Source organism: Citrobacter sp. S39, assembly GCF_009495675.1.
GTDB lineage: Bacteria > Pseudomonadota > Gammaproteobacteria > Enterobacterales > Enterobacteriaceae > Citrobacter > Citrobacter freundii.
Genome location: NZ_CP045555.1, coordinates 1,091,662 through 1,112,863 on the forward strand (window position 1 = coordinate 1,091,662; position 21,202 = coordinate 1,112,863).

Consider the following 21,202-nt stretch of genomic DNA (forward strand, 5'->3'; position numbering starts at 1 on the left):
GACTGGGCATGATACTGAATGTGGGTTCAGTCTGCCAACAGTTTGCTGATTAAAGCGTCATGACGCTGCTTTTGGCGGCTCATGCGCAGACGTTCGGCGCGAATGATGGTTTTCAAATCGCCCAGGGCGGTATCGAAATCATCGTTCACAATAAGATAATCATATTCGGCGTAATGGCTCATTTCTGCAACAGCTTGCGCCATACGTTTTGCGATCACGTCTTCGCTATCCTGACCGCGGCCACGCAGACGGCGATCCAACTCAATCTTAGATGGCGGCAAAATAAAAATACTGCGCGCATGCGGCATTTTTTCACGAATTTGCTGCGCACCTTGCCAGTCGATATCTAAAAAGACGTCTACGCCGGATGCTAATACTTGCTCAATGGTTTCACGTGAGGTGCCGTAGTAATTACCGAAAACCTCCGCGTGTTCCAGGAACGCGTCTCTGCCAATCATGGTTCTGAATTCATCATGGTTCACAAAAAAATAGTGTTCACCGTGCACTTCCCCCGGGCGCGGTGCGCGCGTGGTGTGCGAAACAGAAACCTGGGTGTCATACAACGGTTGGGTCTTTAATAAAGCCTGAATCAGGCTGGATTTACCCGCGCCACTGGGGGCTGAAACAATATAAAGCGTGCCTTGAGCCATGAGTATCTTAATGTATGTGATTGTCGAAAGAGAGCCTACATACGGGCTTATTATACACGTAGCCGCTATGTGACGTAGCCCTTGTCACACTTTTTGCGCATGTTTATTGCGTTTTGCGTATCAGTTTCCTGTTTTATCGATGATTTGCAGCAATACGTGCAAATGTCAGGAACGGTGCTCGCAGGATGCTTTTTTGCCGCTCTGTTTCCCTATTATTTCGCGCTATACCTGCCAGGAAATGCAGTGCTCAGTGGAGGTAACATGGGATTATGGAAAGGCATAGGGCTGGTTTTGCTAATGGGGTATCTACCCGCATGGGCGGTATGCCCCGTCTGGTCGCCTGCCAGGGCAAACGAGGAAATTTCACGACTACAGCAGCAGATAACACAGTGGAATGACAGTTACTGGAAACAGGGTGAAAGTGCCGTAGATGACGGCGTTTATGACCAGCTCAATGCGCAACTAATTCAATGGCAGCGCTGTTTTGGTGATGAAGTTCCACCAGATCTGTCTGCGCCACCAATGGGTGGTACAGTATCGCACCCCGTTCCCCACACGGGAGTTCGAAAACTTGCCGATAAGCAAGCGCTACAGCAATGGATGCACGCGCGCAGCGATCTCTGGGTGCAACCGAAGGTGGATGGCGTGGCAGTGACGTTAGTCTATCGAAATGGCAATCTGGTACGGGCGATTAGCCGTGGTAATGGCCTGAAAGGCGAAGACTGGACGCAAAAGGTTCTTCAGATCCCTTCCGTACCACATTCCACCAAGGGGAATCTCGCTAACAGTACGTTGCAGGGTGAGATTTTTTTGCAGCAAGAGGGGCATATTCAGAAGCAGAGAGGGGGAATGAACGCCCGCTCGAAGGTTGCTGGATTGATGATGCGCCAGAGCAATCCGGAATTATTAGGCTCGCTGGCTATTTTTATCTGGGCCTGGCCCGATGGTCCTGCGGTCATGTCTGAAAGACTGGAGCAGCTCACTGCTGCCGGGTTCAGTTTCACGCAACATTTTACCAAGGCCGTGAAGAGTGCGGATGACGTAGAGCAAGTGCGAGCAAATTGGTGGACTTCAGCATTACCTTTTGTCACTGATGGCGTGGTCGTGCGAACAGGAAAAGAGCCGCAGGCGCGATACTGGCTACCCGGACAGGGAGACTGGCTGGCTGCGTGGAAATATCCTCCCGTGGCCAGGGTGTCTGAGGTAACGGGTATTCAGTTCTCCGTTGGTAAAAGCGGGAAAATTGCGGTGGTAGCATTGCTGACTCCCGTCATGCTGGATGATAAACGCGTACAGCGCGTCAATATTGGCTCCGTTCGACGCTGGGATGAATGGGATATCGCGCCTGGCGATCAGATTCTGGTGAGCCTGGCCGGACAAGGGATCCCCCGTATAGATGAGGTGGTCTGGCGCAGTACCCAGCGTATTAAGCCAGTGCCACCTGAGGGGCGCTTCAATTCATTAACCTGTTTTTATGCCACAGCGCAGTGCCAGGAACAGTTTGTTGCCAGATTGGTCTGGCTGGGGGCCAAAGAGGTGCTGGGGCTGGAGGGCATCGGCGAGGCGGGATGGCGGGAGCTCCACCAGGTGTATCGCTTTGAGCATATCTTTTCCTGGCTCGGGCTAACTCAGGAACAACTACAGTCCACATTTGGTGTAAGCAAAGGGGAGAAGTTATGGCATCAATTCAACCTGTCACGCGATCTTCCGTTCACGCGCTGGCTGATTGCTATGGGAATACCGTTAACACAGGCAACGCTGAATGCCAGCAGGGATGGTTCGTGGCAGCAATTGCAAGAACGCGATGAACAAAGCTGGCGGCAGCTTCCTTTCATGGGGGAGCAGCGGGCACGGCAGGTTATTCAGTGGCTGGAGGATCGAGAGGTCACAGCGCTGAGCAACTGGTTAGCTGCTCAGCGGATCGCGGGCTTTATGCCTTAATGGCCTTCATGGCGATAGTAAAATACAGGCAGACCTAACTTCAGGCGCAGCGCCAGTAGTCGGGCGGTAAAGCCGAAGAGCAGGGTAGAGATAACTACTACATCATGACTGGAGACATAATGCTGCAGCACGATGTACAGCACGGCAGCGGCAAATGATACGCCGGCATACAGTTCTTTCTGGAACACCAGCGGGATGCGTTTGCAGAACATATCGCGTAATACGCCGCCGAAAACCCCGGTAGTGACCGCAGCGACCACGGCGATAATCGGTCCATGGCCCATATCCAGTGCCACCTGAGCCCCGATAATAGAAAAGACCACCAGGCCCAGCGCATCCAGTACGAGGAATATTTTGCGCAGATAGGGCATCACGGGAGCAATAATAGTGGTCAGTACCGCGGCAGTGGCTACGATAATAACGTATTCAGGGTGCTTTACCCAGCCGAGCGGATAATGGCCGAGAAGAATATCGCGTACTGAACCACCGCCAATTGCTGTCGCGGTGGCAATGATAATGACGCCAAACGTATCCATACGACGACGCCCAGCCGCAAGCGCACCGGTCATGGCTTCGGCAGTAATACCAATTAAGTATAAAACGTGTAACAGCATGTATTCCCCCTGATTTGCTGGGGGCTAAGGTTAACGATTTGTGCGCACTGTCACGATTGAGATTTTCTAAGGTGAAGTGATTTTAATTACTACAGCTAATGCGAAATTGTTGTAAACACGTTATGGCATGCGCTTTGTGATATGAGTGGTGACAATAAATGATGAGAAAATATAATTCTTGTCGCATAGATGAGAACTGATAGCGTCGGGAAAAGCACGTAGCGCCGCCGTTTATTGACGGGCTACGTGAGATGGTGACTTACTCGATATTCTGAATTTGCTCGCGCATTTGCTCGATCAATACCTTCAGTTCAATTGCGGAGTTAGTCACTTCGGCATTGATAGACTTCGATGCCAGAGTATTCGACTCACGGTTGAATTCCTGCATCATGAAGTCCAGACGACGGCCAACCGCCTCTTTTTTCTTCAGAATGTTGTAGGTTTCTTTGACGTGAGCTTCCAGGCGATCCAGTTCTTCAGCCACGTCGATACGCTGTGCCATCAGCACCAGTTCTTGCTCAAGGCGGTTATTTTCCAGCTGCACCTGAGCATCTTCCAGTTTGGCTACCAGACGCTCGCGCTGCCATTGCAGGATTTCCGGCATATGTGCGCGCACTTTTGTGACTTCAGCGCTGACGCCTTCCAGACGCTGCTCGATCAACGCCTTCAGTGCCTGACCTTCGGTTTCACGCGCAACGATAAAGTCATCCAGCGTACCGTCAAGCGCGGCGAGGATTTCGGCGGCAATGGCGTCCAGATCTTGCTCCTGGGCTGCCATTACGCCTGGCCAACGCAGGATATCAACCGGGTTAATTTCACCTTCATCACTCTGCATTTTGACCCAGTTAGCAGCGCTAACGAGCTGTTTAGCGAGTTTTTCATTCAGAATCAGCTCGCCTTGTGCACTGGCATCAGGCTCAAAACGCAGCGTACATTCGACTTTACCGCGCGTCAGACGCGTGCGGATACGTTCGCGAACTACGGGTTCGAGACTACGGAACTGCTCCGGCAGGCGAAAATAAGTTTCCAGATAACGCTGGTTTACCGAGCGCATTTCCCAGGTAGCGCTACCCCATTCACCCTTGATTTCACGCCGGGCGTAAGCGGTCATGCTGCGGATCATAGACGTTCCTGTTTTTAAAGATGAGATGGGAGGATTATAGCCATCCACGTCTTGTCAGGATAGGAATAACAGTCGGAAGTCCGTATAATGCGCAGCCACATTCGTTTCAAGCCGGAGATTTTATCATGCGTCCAGCAGGTCGTAGTGCCAATCAGGTGCGTCCCGTCACCCTGACCCGTAATTATACAAAACACGCTGAAGGCTCCGTGCTGGTCGAATTTGGTGATACCAAAGTGCTATGTACCGCTTCTATTGATGAAGGCGTACCGCGTTTTCTGAAAGGTCAGGGCCAGGGTTGGATCACCGCAGAATACGGCATGCTGCCACGCGCCACACACACCCGTAACGCCCGTGAAGCGGCGAAAGGTAAGCAGGGCGGTCGTACCATGGAAATCCAGCGTCTGATCGCTCGCGCGTTGCGCGCCGCTGTTGATCTGAAGACGCTCGGTGAGTTCACCATTACGCTGGACTGCGATGTTATCCAGGCCGATGGTGGGACGCGCACCGCATCAATTACCGGCGCATGCGTTGCGTTGGCGGATGCGCTTAACAAGCTGGTCGCGAGCGGTAAACTGAAAACTAACCCGATGAAAGGGATGGTCGCCGCGGTTTCCGTGGGCATTGTGAACGGTGAAGCACTCTGTGACCTTGAGTACGTTGAAGACTCTGCTGCAGAAACCGACATGAACGTAGTGATGACTGAAGACGGTCGCATTATAGAGGTTCAGGGCACGGCGGAAGGTGAGCCATTCAGCCATGAAGAACTTCTCACCCTACTGGCGTTGGCCCGAGGGGGAATCGAATCCATTGTAGCGACGCAGAAGGCGGCGTTAGAAAATTGATTTTAAAGGCGACTGATGAGTCGCCTTTTTTTTGTCTGTAATAAAGTGAGATGAGGAGCGAATCCATGAAACCGTATCAGCGCCAGTTTATTGAGTTTGCGCTTAGCAAGCAGGTACTAAAGTTTGGCGAGTTTACGCTGAAATCCGGGCGTAAAAGCCCCTATTTCTTCAACGCCGGACTGTTTAATACCGGGCGCGACCTGGCTCTGTTAGGCCGTTTTTACGCCGAAGCGCTGGTGGATTCCGGTATTGAGTTCGATTTGCTGTTTGGCCCAGCGTACAAAGGTATTCCGATTGCGACTACAACGGCCGTTGCGCTGGCTGAACACCACGATAAAGATTTGCCGTACTGCTTTAACCGTAAAGAGGCGAAGACCCACGGTGAAGGTGGCAATCTGGTCGGTAGTGCACTTGAGGGGCGCGTGATGCTGGTGGATGATGTTATCACCGCAGGTACGGCGATTCGTGAGTCGATGGAAATTATCCAGGCGAATGGCGCCACTCTGGCGGGGGTACTGATTTCTCTCGATCGTCAGGAACGCGGTCGCGGCGAGATTTCCGCTATTCAGGAAGTGGAACGTGATTACGGTTGCAAAGTGATCTCTATTATCACCCTGAAAGACCTGATTGCGTATCTGGAAGAGAAACCGGAGATGGCGGAGCACCTGGCGGCAGTACGAGCCTATCGCGAAGCATACGGTGTATAAGGACAGCCGGATAGCGCTGCACTGATCCGGCCTACGCACTTACCGGGCCTACGGTTTACGTAGGCCGGACAAGACGAAACCGCTACTGCAATTGAGCGGCAACCAACGGCCAGCGGGTGTCAAAATCATCCGTTGGGCGGTATTTAAATTCGCTACGTACAAACCGGGATAGCATACCTTCGCAGAAAGCCAGTAACTGGCTGGCCAGCAGCGTTTCATCCACGGTGTAGCCTTCACCTTCACGCATTCTTTTTTCTCGCAGAACCTGGCGCAACTGCGCTTCAATGCGCTCAAAAAGTTGGTTAATGCGACCTTGCAGACGGTCTTGCTCGAACATCAACGCGTGTCCGGTCAGAATTCGCGTCAGGCCCGGATTACGCTCACCAAACCCTAAAATCAGCAGAACGATCAGACGCAGACGCGCGCTGGTGTCTTTTTCATCTTTCAAAATCAGATTGATGCGCGTAATCAGACTATCTTCGATAAACTCAATCAGGCTATCGAACATACGGGTCTTGCTGGGGAAATGGCGATACAATGCCGCTTCGGATACGCCAACTGAGGCTGCCAGCTTTGCTGTGGTGATGCGTTGGCTACCATCGCTGGACTCAAGCATCAGTGCCAGAGACTGAAGTATTTCTTCGCGACGATTCCTTTTCGCAGTTTGCTTTTCTACCATGTTACAAAATACCCCTGAAAATAAGCTCTTGCCAGGCAGGCATCCACACAGCGACCGCAAACTGTTGTTTGCGGTGTGTTATTGCGTTATTACGCTATGGGATACTTTTCTGCGGGTTACTTGCGCCCGGAATGGCCGAAGCCACCTTCGCCACGATCGGTGGCTTCAAACTCTTCCACCAGATTAAATTCAGCCTGCACGACTGGTACAAATACCATCTGCGCGATACGTTCGCCCGGCTCAATAGTGAAGCTGTCCTGACCACGGTTCCAGATGGACACCATCAGTTGGCCCTGGTAGTCGGAATCAATCAAACCAACCAGATTGCCCAGCACGATACCGTGCTTATGGCCCAATCCGGAGCGCGGGAGCATCACCGCTGCCAGAGAAGGATCGGCAATGTGGATAGCTAACCCGGTTGGCACCAGCGTTGTTGCGCCCGGTGCCAGTTCTACGGCGTCATCAAGACAAGCACGCAGGTCAAGTCCGGCAGAACCAGAAGTGGCGTACGTCGGGAGCGGAAATTGTTGCCCTACGCGCGGGTCCAGAATCTTAACGTCGATTTTTTTCATCATAACGGGTCACGATCTCGTCGAGTAATAATTGGCCCAGGAGTTCTTTACGCTCAAGCGGTAAGACTTTGTCTCCATCCTGCCAAAAAAGGTGTAATGCGTTGCTATCGCTGTTAAACCCTTGAGTTGACAGCGAAACGTCGTTCGCACAGATCACATCAAGGTTTTTGCGGATGCGTTTTTGCCGGGCATATTCTTCCACATTATTTGTTTCGGCGGCAAACCCAACGACAAAAGGACGGTTAGCATCCAGTGCGGCAACACCGGCGATAATGTCCGGGTTTTTGACCATTTTTACAGTTAATTCATCACCCTGCGTCGCTTGTTTTTTTATTTTTTCGTGGGCGACAGTTTCAGCGCGATAATCAGCGACTGCAGCGCAGCCGATAAAAATATGCTGTTGTTGCACTGCAGACTGCACAGCGGCTTCCATTTCCAACGCGGTCATCACATCAACCCGCTGAACAAATGGTGGTGTGGATAACGAAACCGGACCCGACACCAGTGTGACGTTTGCCCCGCGCTTTGCTGCAGCGGCCGCGATAGCAAATCCCATCTTCCCGGAGCTATGGTTGGAAATATAACGCACGGGATCAAGCGGTTCACGCGTCGGGCCCGCCGTAATCATGATGTTGAGATGTTGCAGATCGTTGACAGGCGAAAAATGTTCTGCCGCCATATCCACAATCGTTAACGGATCCAGCATACGTCCAGGACCGACATCGCCACATGCCTGGCTACCGCTGTCCGGGCCCCAAATGAGCAAACCGCGTGAGGCAAGAATACCCAGATTGTGCTGGGTCGCGGCTGCGCGATACATCTGCTGGTTCATGGCTGGCAGTACAGCAACAGAAGCAGGCGTTGCCAGACAAATCGTTGACACCAGGTCGTTGGCCATACCTGCGGCGACACGAGCAATCAGGTCTGCTGTAGCGGGCGCCAGGATGACCAAATCGGCCCATTTTCCCAGCTCAATGTGGCCCATCGCAGCTTCGGCTGCGGGATCAAGCAGGCTGTCGGAAACGGGATAACCTGAAACTGCCTGTAAACTCAGGGGAGTAATAAATGCTTTTGCCGCTTCGGTCATCGCCACGCGGACGTCAGCGCCGCGTTCCCGTAAACGACGCACCAGCTCAGGGGTTTTGTACGCAGCAATACCGCCACTGACGCCAAGTACGATTTTTTTACCGGCCAGGCTCATCATGATCTTTCCTGTTGGGTTTCACCAGAAGGCGGATATTTTATCACAATCCGCAATTTGTCGTGCTTTTGACCGCCTTCTACTTTGCGAGGCACTACGAAGAAGTGAAAACAGCGCGTCGATTCACCGTCGGTGTTATGCCACTATGCGGACGCGAAAGGAGGGAAAAGTATGGACAATACAGGAAGTATGATGCCCAGGGAAAAGCTGTTGGCACAGGGGGCCAGTTCGCTGACCTATGTTGAGTTACTGGCGCTTTTTTTACGTACCGGCATTCAGGGTAAAGATGTGCTTACGCTGGCGAAAGAGATGCTTCAGCATTTTGAGTCGTTGTATGGTTTGTTGTCTGCTGATTACATGGATTTTAGCTATGTTCCGGGAATCGGTATCGCGAAGTATGCACAGTTGAAGGGTATTGCGGAGCTGGCAAGACGCTACTACAACGTGCGAGTGATAGAGGAGCGTGCTCTACTTAGCCCGGAAATGGCGCGTGAATTTCTGCAAAGCCAGCTCTCGCAAGAGGAACGCGAGATCTTTCTGGTGATCTTTATGGATTCTCAACATCAAGTGATTAAACACAGCAAACTTTTTTCCGGGACACTAAGCCACGTCGAGGTACATCCGCGAGAAATTGTCCGCGAAGCGATAAAAATGAATGCTTCCGCCGTGATCCTTGCGCATAATCACCCTTCGGGGTGTGCAGAGCCGAGTAAAGCAGATAAACTCATCACCGAGCGTGTTGTGAAATGCTGTCAGTTCATGGATATCCGGGTGCTTGATCATCTGGTCATTGGGCGCGGAGAGTACGTTTCTTTTGCGGAACGCGGTTGGATTTAACGCACTTTACGCGATCCATCGGGATCTTTGTCTGTTCGGGACTTGAGCATAACGCCGGGTCAGCGTATACTACGCCACCTTTGAGAATCTCGGGTTTGGCATTTGGGCCTGGCAATCGAGAGTTCACTTAGAACTATGCGATGACCGGGCTGTAAAGCCTGACGAGGCGCCGATACCCCATACGAAGCTCGAGCTAATTTGATTTTTGGAGAATAGACATGTCCCGAGTCTGCCAAGTTACTGGCAAGCGTCCGGTGACCGGTAACAACCGTTCCCACGCACTGAACGCGACTAAACGCCGTTTCCTGCCGAACCTGCACTCTCACCGTTTCTGGGTTGAGAGCGAGAAGCGTTTTGTCACCCTGCGTGTATCTGCTAAAGGTATGCGTGTAATTGATAAGAAAGGCATCGAAACAGTTCTGTCTGAACTGCGTGCCCGTGGCGAAAAGTACTAAGTACTAAGAGGAAATAAATCATGGCTAAAGGTATTCGTGAGAAAATCAAGCTGGTTTCTTCTGCTGGTACTGGTCATTTCTATACCACTACGAAGAACAAACGTACTAAGCCGGAAAAACTGGAACTGAAAAAATTCGATCCAGTTGTACGCCAGCACGTACTGTACAAAGAAGCTAAAATCAAATAATTTTAGTTTCGATGTAGCAAAAAACCTCGCCTCGGCGGGGTTTTTTGTTTTCTGGCCGTCCCCATATTAATGAGACCTGATACACCGCCGGAGATACTATGCCTGAATTACCTGAAGTCGAAACCAGTCGCCGTGGGATTGAGCCGCATCTGGTAGGGGCAACGATTATGCACGCGACTGTGCGTAACGGTCGTTTGCGTTGGCCGGTATCAGAGGAAATCTATCGCCTGAGCGATAAACCTGTCCTGAGCGTACAGCGGCGCGCAAAATACCTGCTTCTGGAGCTGCCGGATGGCTGGGTAATCATTCATCTGGGGATGTCGGGTAGTTTGCGTATCCTTCCTGAAGAGCTTCCGGCAGATAAGCACGACCACGTTGACTTAGTGATGAGCAATGGCAAAGTTCTGCGTTATACCGATCCCCGTCGCTTTGGTGCCTGGCTGTGGACTAAAGAGCTGGATGGACATAATGTCCTCGCCCATCTTGGCCCTGAGCCGCTGAGTGACGATTTCAACGCCGGTTATCTACAGCAGAAATGTGCAAAGAAGAAAACGGCGATTAAACCCTGGCTGATGGATAACAAGCTGGTGGTAGGGGTGGGAAACATCTATGCCAGCGAGTCGCTGTTTGCGGCTGGTATCCATCCTGACCGTCTGGCATCATCGCTGTCGCAGGATGAGTGCGAACTGCTGGTACGCGTTATCAAGGCGGTTTTGCTGCGTTCTATCGAGCAGGGCGGGACGACGCTGAAGGATTTTCTGCAAAGTGACGGTAAGCCGGGCTATTTTGCCCAGGAGCTGCAGGTCTATGGGAGAGAAGGTGAACCTTGCCGCGCATGTGGCGCACCGATTGTTGCGACAAAACACGCTCAGCGTACAACGTTCTATTGCCGTCGCTGTCAGAAATAGTGTCATTGCTGGCCGGATGCAGCATCCGGCCAGGCACATTACTTCAACTTACTCATTAACGCCTGATGGACGTTTTCCGGCAGAAAGTGCGTCACATCACCCTGATGGCGGGCGACTTCTTTCACCAGTGACGATGAGATAAATGACCACTCTTTAGACGGCATCAGAAAGACGCTTTCCAGTTGCGGCATTAGGTGGCGGTTCATGTGCGCCAGCTGCATTTCATACTCAAAATCTGCTACCGCGCGTAGGCCTCGGATCAGAATGTTAGCCTGATTATCACGGGCAAAATTTGCCATTAAGTCGCTGAATCCCAGAACTTCCACATTGCCTAGATGCGCCGTTGCCTGTTGCGCCAGCTCGACGCGCTCTTCAAGGGTAAACATCGGTTTTTTACTGGGACTTGCGGCAATCGCCAGGATCACGTGATCGAACATGCTGGTCGCACGCGTCACGATATCAAGATGGCCGTTAGTTATGGGATCAAAGGTTCCTGGATAAATCGCCCGTTTTTGCATGACTTGCCTCAATGCGTTTTGGGTGGCAGATAAGGTTCCAGCAGCTGCAGCAGACGCTGTAACGCGCCCTGATTTTGATACAGAACTTCAACTGCGTGACGGCCATAAAAATTACGATAATCTGCATCGGTCAGTAAAGAAGATACTTCTTTTACCAGCGTAGGTGCGTCGGTGACGGTGATCAATCCGCTTGCCTGTTCGAGGCGGGCGCAAATGTCTTTAAAATTAAACGTATGTGGTCCCATCAGCACTGGAATAGCATGTGCCGCGGCTTCCAGTGGATTGTGTCCACCACGTTCAACCAGTGAACCGCCGACAAAAGCAAGGTCGGCAATGCCATACAGCAACATCAGCTCACCCATGGTATCGCCGATCACAACCTGAGTGCCTGAGGACGGAACTTCACCCGAAGAACGAGTGGTATAACTTAGCCCAGCCTGGCGTACGAGGTTAATTGCATCCGGGAACCGTTCAGGATGTCTGGGAACCAGAATTAGCAAAAGATTCGGGAACTGATTTAATAACGCCTGATGGGCGGCAATGATGATGCTTTCTTCGCCGTCGTGGGTGCTGGTTGCAATCCATACCGGACGGTGAGGAGCCCATTGACGACGTAATGTCACCGCTTTTGCGGCCAGTTGTGGCGTGACGGATATATCAAACTTCAGGCTGCCAGTAACGGTGACCTGATTGCTTCTGGCACCAAGTGTAATAAAACGTGCGCCATCTTCTTCGTTTTGTGCGGCAATTAACGTAATTCGACGCAGTAGTCTGCCAACAAATTTACCTAATTTCGCATAGCCAGCGGCTGAACGAGCAGAAAGACGTGCGTTGGCAATAACCAGAGGAATGTGACGCTTATGGAGTGCCGCGATCAGATTTGGCCACAGCTCGGTTTCCATAATTAACACCAGTTTGGGGTCAACTTTATTCAGAAAACGGTTCAGGGCATCCGGTAAATCGTAAGGCAGATAAATATGCTGAACGTCAGTGCCAAAAGCAGATTGTACGCGCTCGGAACCGGTTGGCGTCATAGTGGTGACCGTGATCGGCAAGTCGGGATAACGGTGACGCAGAGCGCGAACTAATGGGATTGCAGCCAGTGTTTCGCCCACAGAAACCGAATGAAGCATGATCCCGCCGGGTTTTAGCGGGTGGCGATAAAAGCCGTAGCGTTCGCCCCAGCGTTTACGGTAGGCCGGAGCCTTACGTCCGCGCACCCAAAGCCGTATCCAGATCAAAGGCTGAATAAGGTAGAAAAGGGCGGTGTAAAGCAATTCGAGCATAATGGTAGCTGACTTATGAATGTGCTGGGGATTCTATGTATTTAGCTGTGGCTTTACCAATACTTTTCCTATTTTTAAATTAAATAGCGCCCTTTGTGGGAACTGCCAATGGGAACAACATCTTTTGCATCTTTACGTTTTCTGTTGAAATTTTCAGGTTTAGTCGAGATATAGTGCTAAAACTCAAAAACATGTAACATATCAACATATTGATTTAAAAGAATAAAGAACATTATTTGTGCAAAGATTATTCGAGTCGGAACATGGCAAAAGAAGTGATACACTAGCACGTAAAAATCAGTGCGATATCAGTAATCAGGTAGCTGTTGAGCCTGGGGCGGTAGCGTGCTTTTTTCTGCTTAACTTAACCAGACAATCACAACAAAAGAGTCGCTTGTGGAAAAGCAATTTCGAAAAATCCTGGTCATAAAAATGCGTTTTCACGGAGATATGTTGTTAACAACTCCTGTTATTAGTACGCTAAAGCAGAATTATCCTGACGCTAAAATCGATGTGCTGCTTTACCAGGATACGATCCCAATTTTATCTGAAAACCCTGAAATTAATGCACTTTATGGGATCAGTAATAAGGGGGTAAAAACCACAGATAAGATTAAAAATGCCCTTTCGCTGATCAAAACTTTGCGCGCCAACCAGTATGATCTTGTCGTCAATCTCACCGATCAGTGGATGGTTGCAGTCATTGTTCGTTGTCTTTCTGCTCGTGTGAAAATCTCACAGCTTTATGGCCACCGACAGCATGGTTTTTGGAAAAATAGTTTCACACAATTAGCACCTATTCATGGTGCTCATATTGTTGAGCGTAATTTATCTGTGCTGGAGCCTTTAGGTATCACTGATTTTTATCAAGATACTACTATGAGCTATGCTCCCGAGCACTGGCAGAAAATTCATAAAAATTTGGATACCTTGGGAATTAAAGGGCGCTATGTGGTTATTCAGCCAACCGCAAGACAGCAATTTAAATGCTGGGATAACGACAAATTTTCTCGTGTAATTGATGCACTACATCGTCGTGGATACAAGGTTATTCTGACGTCAGGCCCTTCGGCAGATGACCTGGCTTGTGTGGAAGAAATTGCACAGGCATGCGAAACCCGGCCCGTTACGGAACTTGCTGGCAAAACCACTTTCCCCGAGTTGGGAGCATTGATTGACCATGCGGATCTCTTCATTGGCGTCGATTCTGCGCCTGGTCATATTGCTGCAGCGGTAAAAACGCCAGTGATTTGCCTGTTTGGTGCCACTGATCATATTTTCTGGCGTCCCTGGACTGACGATATTATTCAGTTTTGGGCAGGCAATTATCAACCTATGCCACAGAGAAACGAGCTCGATCGGAATAACAGATATCTTTCCGTTATTCCCGCCGAAGATGTGATTGCTGCTACGGAAAAAATGTTACCGCAAAATGTGCAAACCGACATCCGAGATGTACCGCTATGATCGTCGCTTTCTGTTTATATAAATATTTCCCGTTTGGTGGCTTGCAGCGGGATTTTATGCGAATTGCTCAAACTGTTGCCGCCCGCGGACACCACGTTCGGATCTACACTCAGTTTTGGGAAGGGGAATGCCCTGATGTTTTTGAATTGATTCGGGTTCCGGTTAAATCGCGAACGAATCATGGTCGTAATGCTGAGTATTATTCATGGGTACAAGTGCACTTACGTGAACATCCTGTCGATCGCGTTGTGGGGTTTAATAAAATGCCGGGGCTGGACGTTTACTATGCTGCAGACGTCTGCTATGCCGAGAAAGTGGCACAAGAAAAAGGTTTTTTCTACCGTCTAACGTCACGTTATCGTCACTATGCTGCTTTTGAACGCGCGACGTTTGCGCAGGGTAAACCGACACAGCTATTAATGCTAACTGACAAACAGATTGCTGATTTCCAGAAGCATTATCAGACCGAGGCTGGGCGTTTTCATATTCTCCCTCCGGGAATTTATCCGGACAGAAAATATAGCCAACAGATCCCAAATAGCCGTGAAGTTTATCGCCAGAAAAACGGCATAACGGAGCAGCAGCATTTATTGCTGCAGGTGGGGTCTGATTTTACCCGCAAAGGGGTTGACCGTTCTATTGAGGCGTTGGCATCCCTGCCCGAAATGTTGCGGCATAATACGTTGTTGTTCATTGTTGGGCAGGATAAACCGCGAAAATTTGGAGTGTTGGCGGAAAAGCATGGAGTTCAGGCTAATGTCCATTTTTTCTCTGGGCGGAATGATGTCGCAGAATTAATGGCTGCTGCCGATTTGCTCTTGCATCCAGCGTACCAGGAGGCTGCGGGTATTGTGCTTCTGGAGGCAATTACTGCGGGGTTGCCAGTTTTGACATCGTCGGTATGTGGATATGCGCACTATATTGAGGATGCAAATTGTGGTGTGGTAATTGAAGAGCCCTTCCGGCAGGACATGTTAAACAAGGTTTTATGTGAAGTGCTGACGCAACCTTCATTGCGTGCTGCGTGGGCAGAAAATGCACGGCATTATGCGGATACACAGGATTTGTATAGTTTGCCGGAAAAAGCGGCAGACCTCATTACAGGTGGTTTGAATGGTTGAGTTGAAAGAGCCGTTGACCACACTTTGGCGCGGCAAAGATGCTTTTGAGGAAGTCAAAACATTGCAGGGTGAAGTATTCAGAGAGCTGGAAACTCGCCGAACTTTGCGATTTGAACTAGCTGAAAGAAGCTATTTCCTCAAATGGCATCGGGGTACTTCTCTTAAAGAGATCGTGAAAAATCTGCTCTCTTTTCGCATGCCTGTTTTAGGTGCGGATCGAGAGTGGAATGCTATTCACCGGCTTAGTAATTTAGGCGTAGATACGATGCATGGCGTTGGTTTTGGCGAAAAGGGGTTGAATCCTCTGACCAGAACGTCGTTCATTATTACAGAGGATCTGACGCCAACGATTAGTCTGGAAGATTATTGTGCCGATTGGGCGATGAATCCTCCTGATATCAAAGTGAAGCGGATAATTATAAATCGTGTCGCCACGATGGTCCGTAAGATGCACGCAGGAGGGATTAACCATCGTGATTGCTATATTTGTCATTTCCTACTGCATTTACCCTTCACTGGTTATGAGGATGATTTAAAGATTTCTATTATTGACCTGCATCGTGCTCAGATTCGCAGTAAGGTTCCTCGCCGCTGGCGAGATAAAGACCTGATAGGGCTCTATTTTTCATCAATGAATATTGGTTTGACGCAGCGCGATATTTTCCGGTTTATGAAAACTTACTTTGGCATATCTCTAAGAAATGTTCTTTCTCGGGAAGAAAAATTGCTGACCCAAACAGAGATGAAAGCTGAAAAAATTCGTGAACGTACACAACGAAAATCTCTTTAAAATATAATAAACTAACTTTATGAAAATAACATTCGTCGGTGAAGCTGTTTCCGGATTCGGTGGAATGGAGACAGTAATTAAAAATGTCATCAGTACTCTTCAGACCAAATCACAGCCTGATGAGTGCAGTGTTTTCTTTTTTTGTCGAAATGATAAAATGGATAAAAATTGGTTGCGTGGAATTAATGTCGAATACTCTCTCTCCAGGCAAAAAATTTCCTTTTTAAGACGGATGAAACAAGTTTCTGATTTTAAAAAATGGCTTAAAAAAAATAATCCTGATGCTGTTATTTGTATCGATGTTTTATCCTGTCTTCTAGTAAATAAGGCCAGATTGAAGTCAGGGGTAAATTTTAAACTTTTTTCATGGCCACATTTTTCTCTTGATCATAAGAAGTATGCTGAGAACATAGTCTATGCCGATCATCATCTGGCAATCAGTTCTGGTATTAAACGGCAGATTATGGCGAGAGGTGTACCAGAAGACTCGGTCAGTCTCATTTACAATCCAATCGCTAGGAAAGAAGAAACAATTCCATCACCAGGTAAAGAAGATGTAACAACCTTCCTCTATATCGGCCGTATGAAATTTGAAGGACAGAAGCGAATAAAAGATTTACTTGATGGGCTTTCTAATGCGAACGGAAAATGGAAGCTTCATGTCATCGGTGATGGTTCAGATTTTATTAAGTGCCAGAGTTATGCTAAGGAGCTTAAAATTGATAATCATATTACTTGGCACGGTTGGCAATCGGATCCCTGGGCTCTGGTAAAAAATGAGATAAAATATGTTAGTGCATTATTACTAACATCATCCTTTGAAGGATTCCCTATGACATTGCTAGAGGCTATGTCATATGGCATACCATGCATCAGTTCTGATTGTGAGTCTGGTCCTGAAGATATAATAAAGAATGGTATAAATGGTTTTTTATATTCACCGGGTAACCTAACTGAATTTACTATGCTATTAAATAAAATTATTTCTGAACCTCTTACTATATCTGCGAAAGAAATCAAAGAATCAATGTTTGAATTTTATGATTCTGTATATTATAAAAATATGAATGAGACCATCTTATCTGTAGTCCATAAAAGTGAGAAGTAAATCGTATGTGCTTAAATGATAATAGATTTATCCTTTCTCAAATAGATTATAATTATTCTGGATATGATGAGACGGAATGTTTTAATGTCTGTTATGGATTGGACAAAAATTTCTTATTTGGATGTGGTGTATCTATTGCCTCAATTTTGATTAATAATCCACAAGAAAAACTTGCTTTTCATGTATTCACGGACTATTTTTCAACGGATTTTCGTGAAGAATTTGAAATGTTGGCCAAAAAATACAAAACTCGTATTTTTATATACTTAATAAACGGAGATACGCTAAAAACACTCCCTAGTACAAGAAGTTGGTCTTATGCGATCTATTTTCGGTTTATTATTGCTGATTATTTTTCTGATAAACTTGATAGGATTCTGTATCTTGATGCTGATATTGTCTGTAAAGGAAGCATTCAAGAGTTAATTGACTTCAACTTTGATCCTGATGATATTGCTGCTGTTGTTGCTGAGGGCGATGAAAAATGGTGGAAACGGAGGGCAGAGCATTTATCAACACCGGGTCTAGTTGATGGGTATTTTAATTCCGGTTTTCTTTTAATTCAGCCACCTGTTTGGGCTGCTCAAAGAATATCCTCAAATGCTATTGAACTGTTGAATGATCAAGAAATAACGAACAAAATTACACATTTTGATCAGGATGTTTTGAATATTTTGCTAACGGGTAAAATAAAATTTATAGATAGGAAATTTAATACTCAATATAGTATTAACTACGAATTGAAAGACATTACTGTAAACCCGGTACGAAATTCAACTGTGCTTGTACACTATATCGGGCCAACGAAGCCTTGGCATTCATGGGGAGATTATCCTGTCTCAAGTTTTTTCTATCAGGCAAAAGATGCTTCACCGTGGCAGAATACAAAACTTTTTGAACCTCAAAATACAGTGCAAAGTAGGTATGCAGCTAAGCATTTTTTGAAACAGAAAAAATTTACTCAAGCATTTCTCTGTTGGGGAAAATACTATGCCTATAAAGTAAAAGCAATCATCAAGTAATTTGGTAGTCTCAAATCCAACGATTTGCTTGATTTCTTTTGGGTGGAAAATATGGATGTATTAACACAATATATTAAGAAAGAGTATTCATTTACTAATAATAATCTATTACGGGTTCAAGATGGTTACTTTAACATTGCATATGGTACAGATGCTAATTACCAGATGGGAGCTGCAATTTCCATAGCATCTATTCTCGAAAATAATAAAAAAAGAAAACGAAATTATTGTTTCCATGTTTTTACTAATACTATATCAGAAGAATACGCTAGGCGCTTGAAGTTAATTTCGGAGCAGTTTGATGCCGTCATTAATATTTATACGATTGATGAGAGAATTCTCGGTAAATTGCCAGTAAGTGCAATATGGCCATTGTCAATATATTACCGGTTATTGGCATTTGATTATCTATCTCAAAGTATGAATGCGCTCCTCTATCTTGATTCTGATGTAATTTGTAAAAATGAACTGACAGAGTTAGAGGAGTTGTATTTAGGCGATAAGTTTGCCGCTGTTATCCCTGATGTTGAATCTACGCAGAAACGGAACCAGCAGCGATTGAATATTGATTTTCAAGGTAAATATTTTAATTCAGGTGTTATTCTTGCTAACTTGCAGCAGTGGAAAGAAAAAAATATCTCAGATCAAATATTTTCTCTAATTAGAAATGAGGGGAATAATTTAAAATATCCTGATCAAGATGCATTAAATATAATTTTCCGCGGGCGGTTGGTCTATCTCGATAGAATATATAATTCAATTTATCCGTTGAAGTCTGAGTTTGAAAAAAAAGATAAAAGTAATTATAAAAAATACATTACAGAAAAAACCGTCTTTATTCATTATACAGGTGTCACGAAACCATGGCATGAATGGGGAGCATATGACGCTTCAAGTTATTTCCGGACTGTTTATGAGTTAACACCATGGAAAAATGACAGGTATTTGAAGGCAAAGACGAAACCTGAATATAAAGAAGAGTATAAGCACTATATATATCAAAGGAGTTATATAAAAGCTTTATGTTCATTGTTTCTATATCAAAAAATTAAGATTTTTAATTAGGCTGTAATGCAGTGAATACTATACCTATGAATAATAACTTTCCTGTTTTTATCATTTCTCTTAAGAATGATGTTGAGCGAAGAGAAAATATCTCGAGGCTTCTTGCCAATGTAAATATTGGCTATGAATTCTTTGATGCAATTGATTACCGGAGCGAATTATTTCAAGATAAAAAAAGGAACGTCCCTATTAACTCAGGGAAAGTATATGGTGAGATGACTGAACCAGAAATGGCTTGTACATTAAGCCATCTCAGTGTGTATCAAAAAATATTAGATAACAATTTCAAGTGGGCTCTTATACTTGAAGATGATGTCTCATTTGATTCCAGGTTGGCTGCTGTGGTACACACACTTTCTCAATCAACGGATATACTTAAGAATGGTTGCTCATATGTACTTGGTGGTCAACAGGGAACTTCTGACCATCAGCTTTTTGGCTTAAGTTTACTTAATGTTTCAAAGATTGGACCTGTTAATTTTCGGAAGGCAACATATAAGAAGCACAAAGTAACGCGGACGTGCTGTTATATTGTTGATAGACAATACTGTCAACGAGCTTTATTATTACTCTCCACCCATGGCTTTTATTTGATCGATGATAGAAAAATTCTATTAGATAATGGTGTGATGAATGATATTTATTTTTGTGATATAGTTTCTCATCCCTTGGTTAACTCATTGAACTCACATCTGGAAAATAGTCGTATTAATAAAAAAAACCAAACTAAAGTAAAAAAAAGAAACTATTTAATTTCCAAATTGCTATTGTGGCGATATAAGTTTAGGGTGTTACTTGGTTGCTTTATATAATAAAAAGCCAGGATTTTATAATTCTGGCTTTTTTTGTTAGATTTTTTCTTTGTTATTAACTAGTGAGCATATTAATGTTAATGTTAATAACCATGCGAGTGGTACTGGGACTGCGTATGTCAAAATGTCACTTAATCCATATAATACTATTGCCACCACATAAGTATACATCATCGGTATGTTTTTCTTGTGTATGAATGTAATTATAGAGATTAAGAATAGGATATTCAATATTACGCCTAACCAACCAGTGGTTGATAGTGTATCAATTATCTGATTATGAAGGTGAATGTTAAGAAATAACAGTGCTCCAGATAGTTCCTTATTATTTTCGACAATTTTTTTGATTTTATATCCTCGTTCTTCAAGCGATTGTCCTGTGAAGTTATTGTACGAGGATTCGATACCCGTTTTATACATCGCAAAGCGAGCTCCCACAGACGTCACTGTGTTATTCTCATGGTATTGCTCTATGTCTGACTTTAAATTGTTCACCCTTTCAATAATTGGCTTATATAATAATACACTGGAGAACATCGCAAGTACAATAATAGAGAAAATACTGGTTTTTCTTGCTGTTACACTGTGTCTTTTTAGCTCATTCCAAAAAATAAAGATAATAACTAATGGATATATAATAATTCCTGCTCTTGTGCCTGTTGCAGAAATAGCAATGAAGTTTGCAAAGCTAAAAATTATAAGCAGTGGTAATCTAAATTTTGTGACAAGCGTTGATATCGCGATTAATGCATACAATGAAATAAAAGTAATTGTATATGCTGCACCTGTTGCATTTGGTCCATACGCCAATGATAAAGTTGCTCTGCTTTCATTAAGGATGAAAAATTGATAGTACGCATATACTATATATATCAGATTAACTAATAGAGCGATGAAAAGATGAATATTTTTCATTATCTTTTCTGAGCGATCTCTTATACTGGTCACGACAGGAATTGTAAATGCTGTAAATAACCCTGCCAGACTCCAGTCTCGATAGTTCATATAAGCACCTACATATTCTGAATCTGGTGTTTTATATATCCTGAACCATAAAAATGACAAAATTGACAGGGCTAAGAGACTGAGTGCTATATATCTATGTTCTGATTTTAAATATTTATTTGGCGAAATTATGATAGCTAGTAATGCAATTTCTCCAGCAATTCTTAGCGATTTTAAGGCAAAGCCTTGCTCAAATGGTAAAAGCAATAACGCAAGGAAACATAATCCCATTGTTATTGAATACATTATGCTATCGGCGTTATTTCTATTTATCATAAAAAAGATGATCCA

At 45.9% G+C, this 21,202-nt stretch carries 23 protein-coding genes; 14 read left to right on the forward strand and 9 right to left on the reverse strand.

The window, feature by feature from the left end:
- Nucleotides 1-26: 26 nt before the first annotated feature.
- A complete protein-coding gene (gene gmk, locus GFB57_RS05090) occupies nt 27-650 on the reverse strand; it encodes a guanylate kinase (RefSeq protein ID WP_003024042.1) in 624 nt (207 codons plus the stop codon).
- Between the two features lie 261 nt (nt 651-911).
- On the opposite strand from gmk, the gene ligB reads away from it, so the two are divergent.
- Nucleotides 912-2,591 (forward strand): NAD-dependent DNA ligase LigB, encoded by a 1,680-nt coding sequence (gene ligB / locus GFB57_RS05095; protein ID WP_003024046.1) that lies wholly within the window; start codon nt 912-914, stop codon nt 2,589-2,591.
- Here the strand turns inward: ligB and GFB57_RS05100 are convergent.
- Together GFB57_RS05100 and GFB57_RS05105 are read right to left on the reverse strand one after the other, a co-directional pair.
- Nucleotides 2,588-3,205, reverse strand: a complete 618-nt coding sequence (locus GFB57_RS05100) for a trimeric intracellular cation channel family protein (RefSeq protein ID WP_003024049.1) — start codon at nt 3,203-3,205, stop codon at nt 2,588-2,590. The two genes, ligB and GFB57_RS05100, sit on opposite strands and share 4 nt — an antisense overlap.
- 259 nt (nt 3,206-3,464) lie before the next feature.
- On the reverse strand, nt 3,465-4,328 hold the full coding sequence (locus GFB57_RS05105) for a YicC/YloC family endoribonuclease (protein WP_003024052.1): 864 nt from the start codon (nt 4,326-4,328) through the stop codon (nt 3,465-3,467).
- Between the two features lie 125 nt (nt 4,329-4,453).
- Between GFB57_RS05105 and rph the strand changes: the two genes are divergently transcribed.
- Together rph and pyrE are read left to right on the forward strand one after the other, a co-directional pair.
- On the forward strand, nt 4,454-5,170 hold the full coding sequence (gene rph, locus GFB57_RS05110) for a ribonuclease PH (RefSeq protein WP_003024054.1): 717 nt from the start codon (nt 4,454-4,456) through the stop codon (nt 5,168-5,170).
- Nucleotides 5,171-5,235: 65 nt separating this feature from the next.
- On the forward strand, nt 5,236-5,877 hold the full coding sequence (gene pyrE / locus GFB57_RS05115; RefSeq protein ID WP_003024058.1) for an orotate phosphoribosyltransferase: 642 nt from the start codon (nt 5,236-5,238) through the stop codon (nt 5,875-5,877).
- An 82-nt stretch (nt 5,878-5,959) separates the two neighbouring features.
- Here the strand turns inward: pyrE and slmA are convergent, their stop codons facing one another.
- The 3 genes from slmA to coaBC form a co-directional block, all read right to left on the reverse strand.
- Nucleotides 5,960-6,556: a nucleoid occlusion factor SlmA gene (slmA, locus tag GFB57_RS05120; protein WP_003024060.1), complete on the reverse strand. Its 597-nt coding sequence runs from the start codon at nt 6,554-6,556 to the stop codon at nt 5,960-5,962.
- Nucleotides 6,557-6,672: 116 nt separating this feature from the next.
- Nucleotides 6,673-7,131 carry a dUTP diphosphatase gene (dut, locus tag GFB57_RS05125; RefSeq protein ID WP_006687626.1) on the reverse strand — a complete coding sequence of 153 codons (459 nt, stop codon included), beginning with the start codon at nt 7,129-7,131 and terminating at the stop codon, nt 6,673-6,675.
- Nucleotides 7,109-8,329: a bifunctional phosphopantothenoylcysteine decarboxylase/phosphopantothenate--cysteine ligase CoaBC gene (gene coaBC, locus GFB57_RS05130; protein WP_003024066.1), complete on the reverse strand. Its 1,221-nt coding sequence runs from the start codon at nt 8,327-8,329 to the stop codon at nt 7,109-7,111. Before coaBC ends, dut begins: the two co-directional genes overlap by 23 nt.
- A 171-nt stretch (nt 8,330-8,500) precedes the next feature.
- Between coaBC and radC the strand changes: the two genes are divergently transcribed.
- From radC to mutM, 4 genes are all read left to right on the forward strand, one after another.
- Nucleotides 8,501-9,166: a DNA repair protein RadC gene (gene radC, locus GFB57_RS05135; RefSeq protein ID WP_003024068.1), complete on the forward strand. Its 666-nt coding sequence runs from the start codon at nt 8,501-8,503 to the stop codon at nt 9,164-9,166.
- A 218-nt stretch (nt 9,167-9,384) separates the two neighbouring features.
- Nucleotides 9,385-9,621, forward strand: a complete 237-nt coding sequence (gene rpmB, locus GFB57_RS05140; protein WP_003024071.1) for a 50S ribosomal protein L28 — start codon at nt 9,385-9,387, stop codon at nt 9,619-9,621.
- Between the two features lie 20 nt (nt 9,622-9,641).
- Nucleotides 9,642-9,809, forward strand: coding sequence for a 50S ribosomal protein L33 (gene rpmG / locus GFB57_RS05145; RefSeq protein ID WP_003024094.1), 168 nt, complete (start codon nt 9,642-9,644; stop codon nt 9,807-9,809).
- Nucleotides 9,810-9,907: 98 nt separating this feature from the next.
- Nucleotides 9,908-10,717, forward strand: coding sequence for a bifunctional DNA-formamidopyrimidine glycosylase/DNA-(apurinic or apyrimidinic site) lyase (gene mutM, locus GFB57_RS05150; RefSeq protein WP_003024097.1), 810 nt, complete (start codon nt 9,908-9,910; stop codon nt 10,715-10,717).
- A gap of 38 nt (nt 10,718-10,755) precedes the next feature.
- On the opposite strand, the gene coaD is transcribed toward mutM, so the two are convergent.
- Nucleotides 10,756-11,235: a pantetheine-phosphate adenylyltransferase gene (gene coaD / locus GFB57_RS05155; RefSeq protein WP_003024099.1), complete on the reverse strand. Its 480-nt coding sequence runs from the start codon at nt 11,233-11,235 to the stop codon at nt 10,756-10,758.
- An 8-nt stretch (nt 11,236-11,243) separates the two neighbouring features.
- Nucleotides 11,244-12,521: a lipid IV(A) 3-deoxy-D-manno-octulosonic acid transferase gene (waaA, locus tag GFB57_RS05160; RefSeq protein ID WP_003024103.1), complete on the reverse strand. Its 1,278-nt coding sequence runs from the start codon at nt 12,519-12,521 to the stop codon at nt 11,244-11,246.
- Between the two features lie 396 nt (nt 12,522-12,917).
- Between waaA and rfaQ the strand changes: the two genes are divergently transcribed.
- The 7 genes from rfaQ to GFB57_RS05195 are packed head-to-tail and all read left to right on the forward strand — an operon-like array spanning nt 12,918 to nt 19,906.
- Complete coding sequence (gene rfaQ, locus GFB57_RS05165) at nt 12,918-13,988, forward strand: lipopolysaccharide core heptosyltransferase RfaQ (RefSeq protein WP_008321754.1); 1,071 nt, start codon at nt 12,918-12,920, stop codon at nt 13,986-13,988.
- A complete protein-coding gene (locus GFB57_RS05170) occupies nt 13,985-15,109 on the forward strand; it encodes a glycosyltransferase family 4 protein (RefSeq protein WP_003024107.1) in 1,125 nt (374 codons plus the stop codon). Before rfaQ ends, GFB57_RS05170 begins: the two co-directional genes overlap by 4 nt.
- A complete protein-coding gene (gene rfaP / locus GFB57_RS05175; RefSeq protein WP_003024109.1) occupies nt 15,102-15,899 on the forward strand; it encodes a lipopolysaccharide core heptose(I) kinase RfaP in 798 nt (265 codons plus the stop codon). Before GFB57_RS05170 ends, rfaP begins: the two co-directional genes overlap by 8 nt.
- A gap of 19 nt (nt 15,900-15,918) precedes the next feature.
- The gene (gene waaB, locus GFB57_RS05180) at nt 15,919-17,007 is read left to right on the forward strand and encodes a lipopolysaccharide 1,6-galactosyltransferase (RefSeq protein WP_032932753.1); all 1,089 of its coding nucleotides are present in this window, start codon (nt 15,919-15,921) and stop codon (nt 17,005-17,007) included.
- Nucleotides 17,008-17,012: 5 nt separating this feature from the next.
- Complete coding sequence (gene waaO, locus GFB57_RS05185) at nt 17,013-18,029, forward strand: lipopolysaccharide 3-alpha-galactosyltransferase (RefSeq protein WP_003024113.1); 1,017 nt, start codon at nt 17,013-17,015, stop codon at nt 18,027-18,029.
- Nucleotides 18,030-18,080: 51 nt separating this feature from the next.
- Nucleotides 18,081-19,094: a UDP-glucose--(galactosyl) LPS alpha-1,2-glucosyltransferase gene (locus GFB57_RS05190; protein WP_003024117.1), complete on the forward strand. Its 1,014-nt coding sequence runs from the start codon at nt 18,081-18,083 to the stop codon at nt 19,092-19,094.
- 26 nt (nt 19,095-19,120) lie between these two features.
- Entirely contained in the window at nt 19,121-19,906 is a 786-nt protein-coding gene (locus GFB57_RS05195; protein ID WP_003024120.1) for a glycosyltransferase family 25 protein, read from the forward strand.
- A 36-nt stretch (nt 19,907-19,942) separates the two neighbouring features.
- Here the strand turns inward: GFB57_RS05195 and GFB57_RS05200 are convergent, their stop codons facing one another.
- A complete protein-coding gene (locus tag GFB57_RS05200; RefSeq protein WP_290366941.1) occupies nt 19,943-21,187 on the reverse strand; it encodes an O-antigen ligase family protein in 1,245 nt (414 codons plus the stop codon).
- Nucleotides 21,188-21,202 lie beyond the last annotated feature (15 nt).

Bases quoted from the DNA above. Each gene is read 5' to 3' on its own strand.
- rph (WP_003024054.1), top strand. From the start codon at position 4,454: ATGCGTCCAGCAGGTCGTAGTGCCAATCAGGTGCGTCCCGTCACCCTG.
- GFB57_RS05170 (WP_003024107.1), top strand. From the start codon at position 13,985: ATGATCGTCGCTTTCTGTTTATATAAATATTTCCCGTTTGGTGGCTTG.
- GFB57_RS05195 (WP_003024120.1), top strand. From the start codon at position 19,121: ATGAATAATAACTTTCCTGTTTTTATCATTTCTCTTAAGAATGATGTT.
- GFB57_RS05105 (WP_003024052.1), bottom strand. From the start codon at position 4,328: ATGATCCGCAGCATGACCGCTTACGCCCGGCGTGAAATCAAGGGTGAA.
- coaD (WP_003024099.1), bottom strand. From the start codon at position 11,235: ATGCAAAAACGGGCGATTTATCCAGGAACCTTTGATCCCATAACTAAC.
- pyrE (WP_003024058.1), top strand. From the start codon at position 5,236: ATGAAACCGTATCAGCGCCAGTTTATTGAGTTTGCGCTTAGCAAGCAG.
- waaB (WP_032932753.1), top strand. From the start codon at position 15,919: ATGAAAATAACATTCGTCGGTGAAGCTGTTTCCGGATTCGGTGGAATG.
- radC (WP_003024068.1), top strand. From the start codon at position 8,501: ATGGACAATACAGGAAGTATGATGCCCAGGGAAAAGCTGTTGGCACAG.
- GFB57_RS05200 (WP_290366941.1), bottom strand. From the start codon at position 21,187: ATGATAAATAGAAATAACGCCGATAGCATAATGTATTCAATAACAATG.
- dut (WP_006687626.1), bottom strand. From the start codon at position 7,131: ATGATGAAAAAAATCGACGTTAAGATTCTGGACCCGCGCGTAGGGCAA.
- rpmG (WP_003024094.1), top strand. From the start codon at position 9,642: ATGGCTAAAGGTATTCGTGAGAAAATCAAGCTGGTTTCTTCTGCTGGT.
- mutM (WP_003024097.1), top strand. From the start codon at position 9,908: ATGCCTGAATTACCTGAAGTCGAAACCAGTCGCCGTGGGATTGAGCCG.
- GFB57_RS05100 (WP_003024049.1), bottom strand. From the start codon at position 3,205: ATGCTGTTACACGTTTTATACTTAATTGGTATTACTGCCGAAGCCATG.
- waaA (WP_003024103.1), bottom strand. From the start codon at position 12,521: ATGCTCGAATTGCTTTACACCGCCCTTTTCTACCTTATTCAGCCTTTG.
- slmA (WP_003024060.1), bottom strand. From the start codon at position 6,556: ATGGTAGAAAAGCAAACTGCGAAAAGGAATCGTCGCGAAGAAATACTT.
- gmk (WP_003024042.1), bottom strand. From the start codon at position 650: ATGGCTCAAGGCACGCTTTATATTGTTTCAGCCCCCAGTGGCGCGGGT.
- rfaP (WP_003024109.1), top strand. From the start codon at position 15,102: ATGGTTGAGTTGAAAGAGCCGTTGACCACACTTTGGCGCGGCAAAGAT.
- waaO (WP_003024113.1), top strand. From the start codon at position 17,013: ATGTGCTTAAATGATAATAGATTTATCCTTTCTCAAATAGATTATAAT.
- rpmB (WP_003024071.1), top strand. From the start codon at position 9,385: ATGTCCCGAGTCTGCCAAGTTACTGGCAAGCGTCCGGTGACCGGTAAC.
- coaBC (WP_003024066.1), bottom strand. From the start codon at position 8,329: ATGAGCCTGGCCGGTAAAAAAATCGTACTTGGCGTCAGTGGCGGTATT.
- ligB (WP_003024046.1), top strand. From the start codon at position 912: ATGGGATTATGGAAAGGCATAGGGCTGGTTTTGCTAATGGGGTATCTA.
- GFB57_RS05190 (WP_003024117.1), top strand. From the start codon at position 18,081: ATGGATGTATTAACACAATATATTAAGAAAGAGTATTCATTTACTAAT.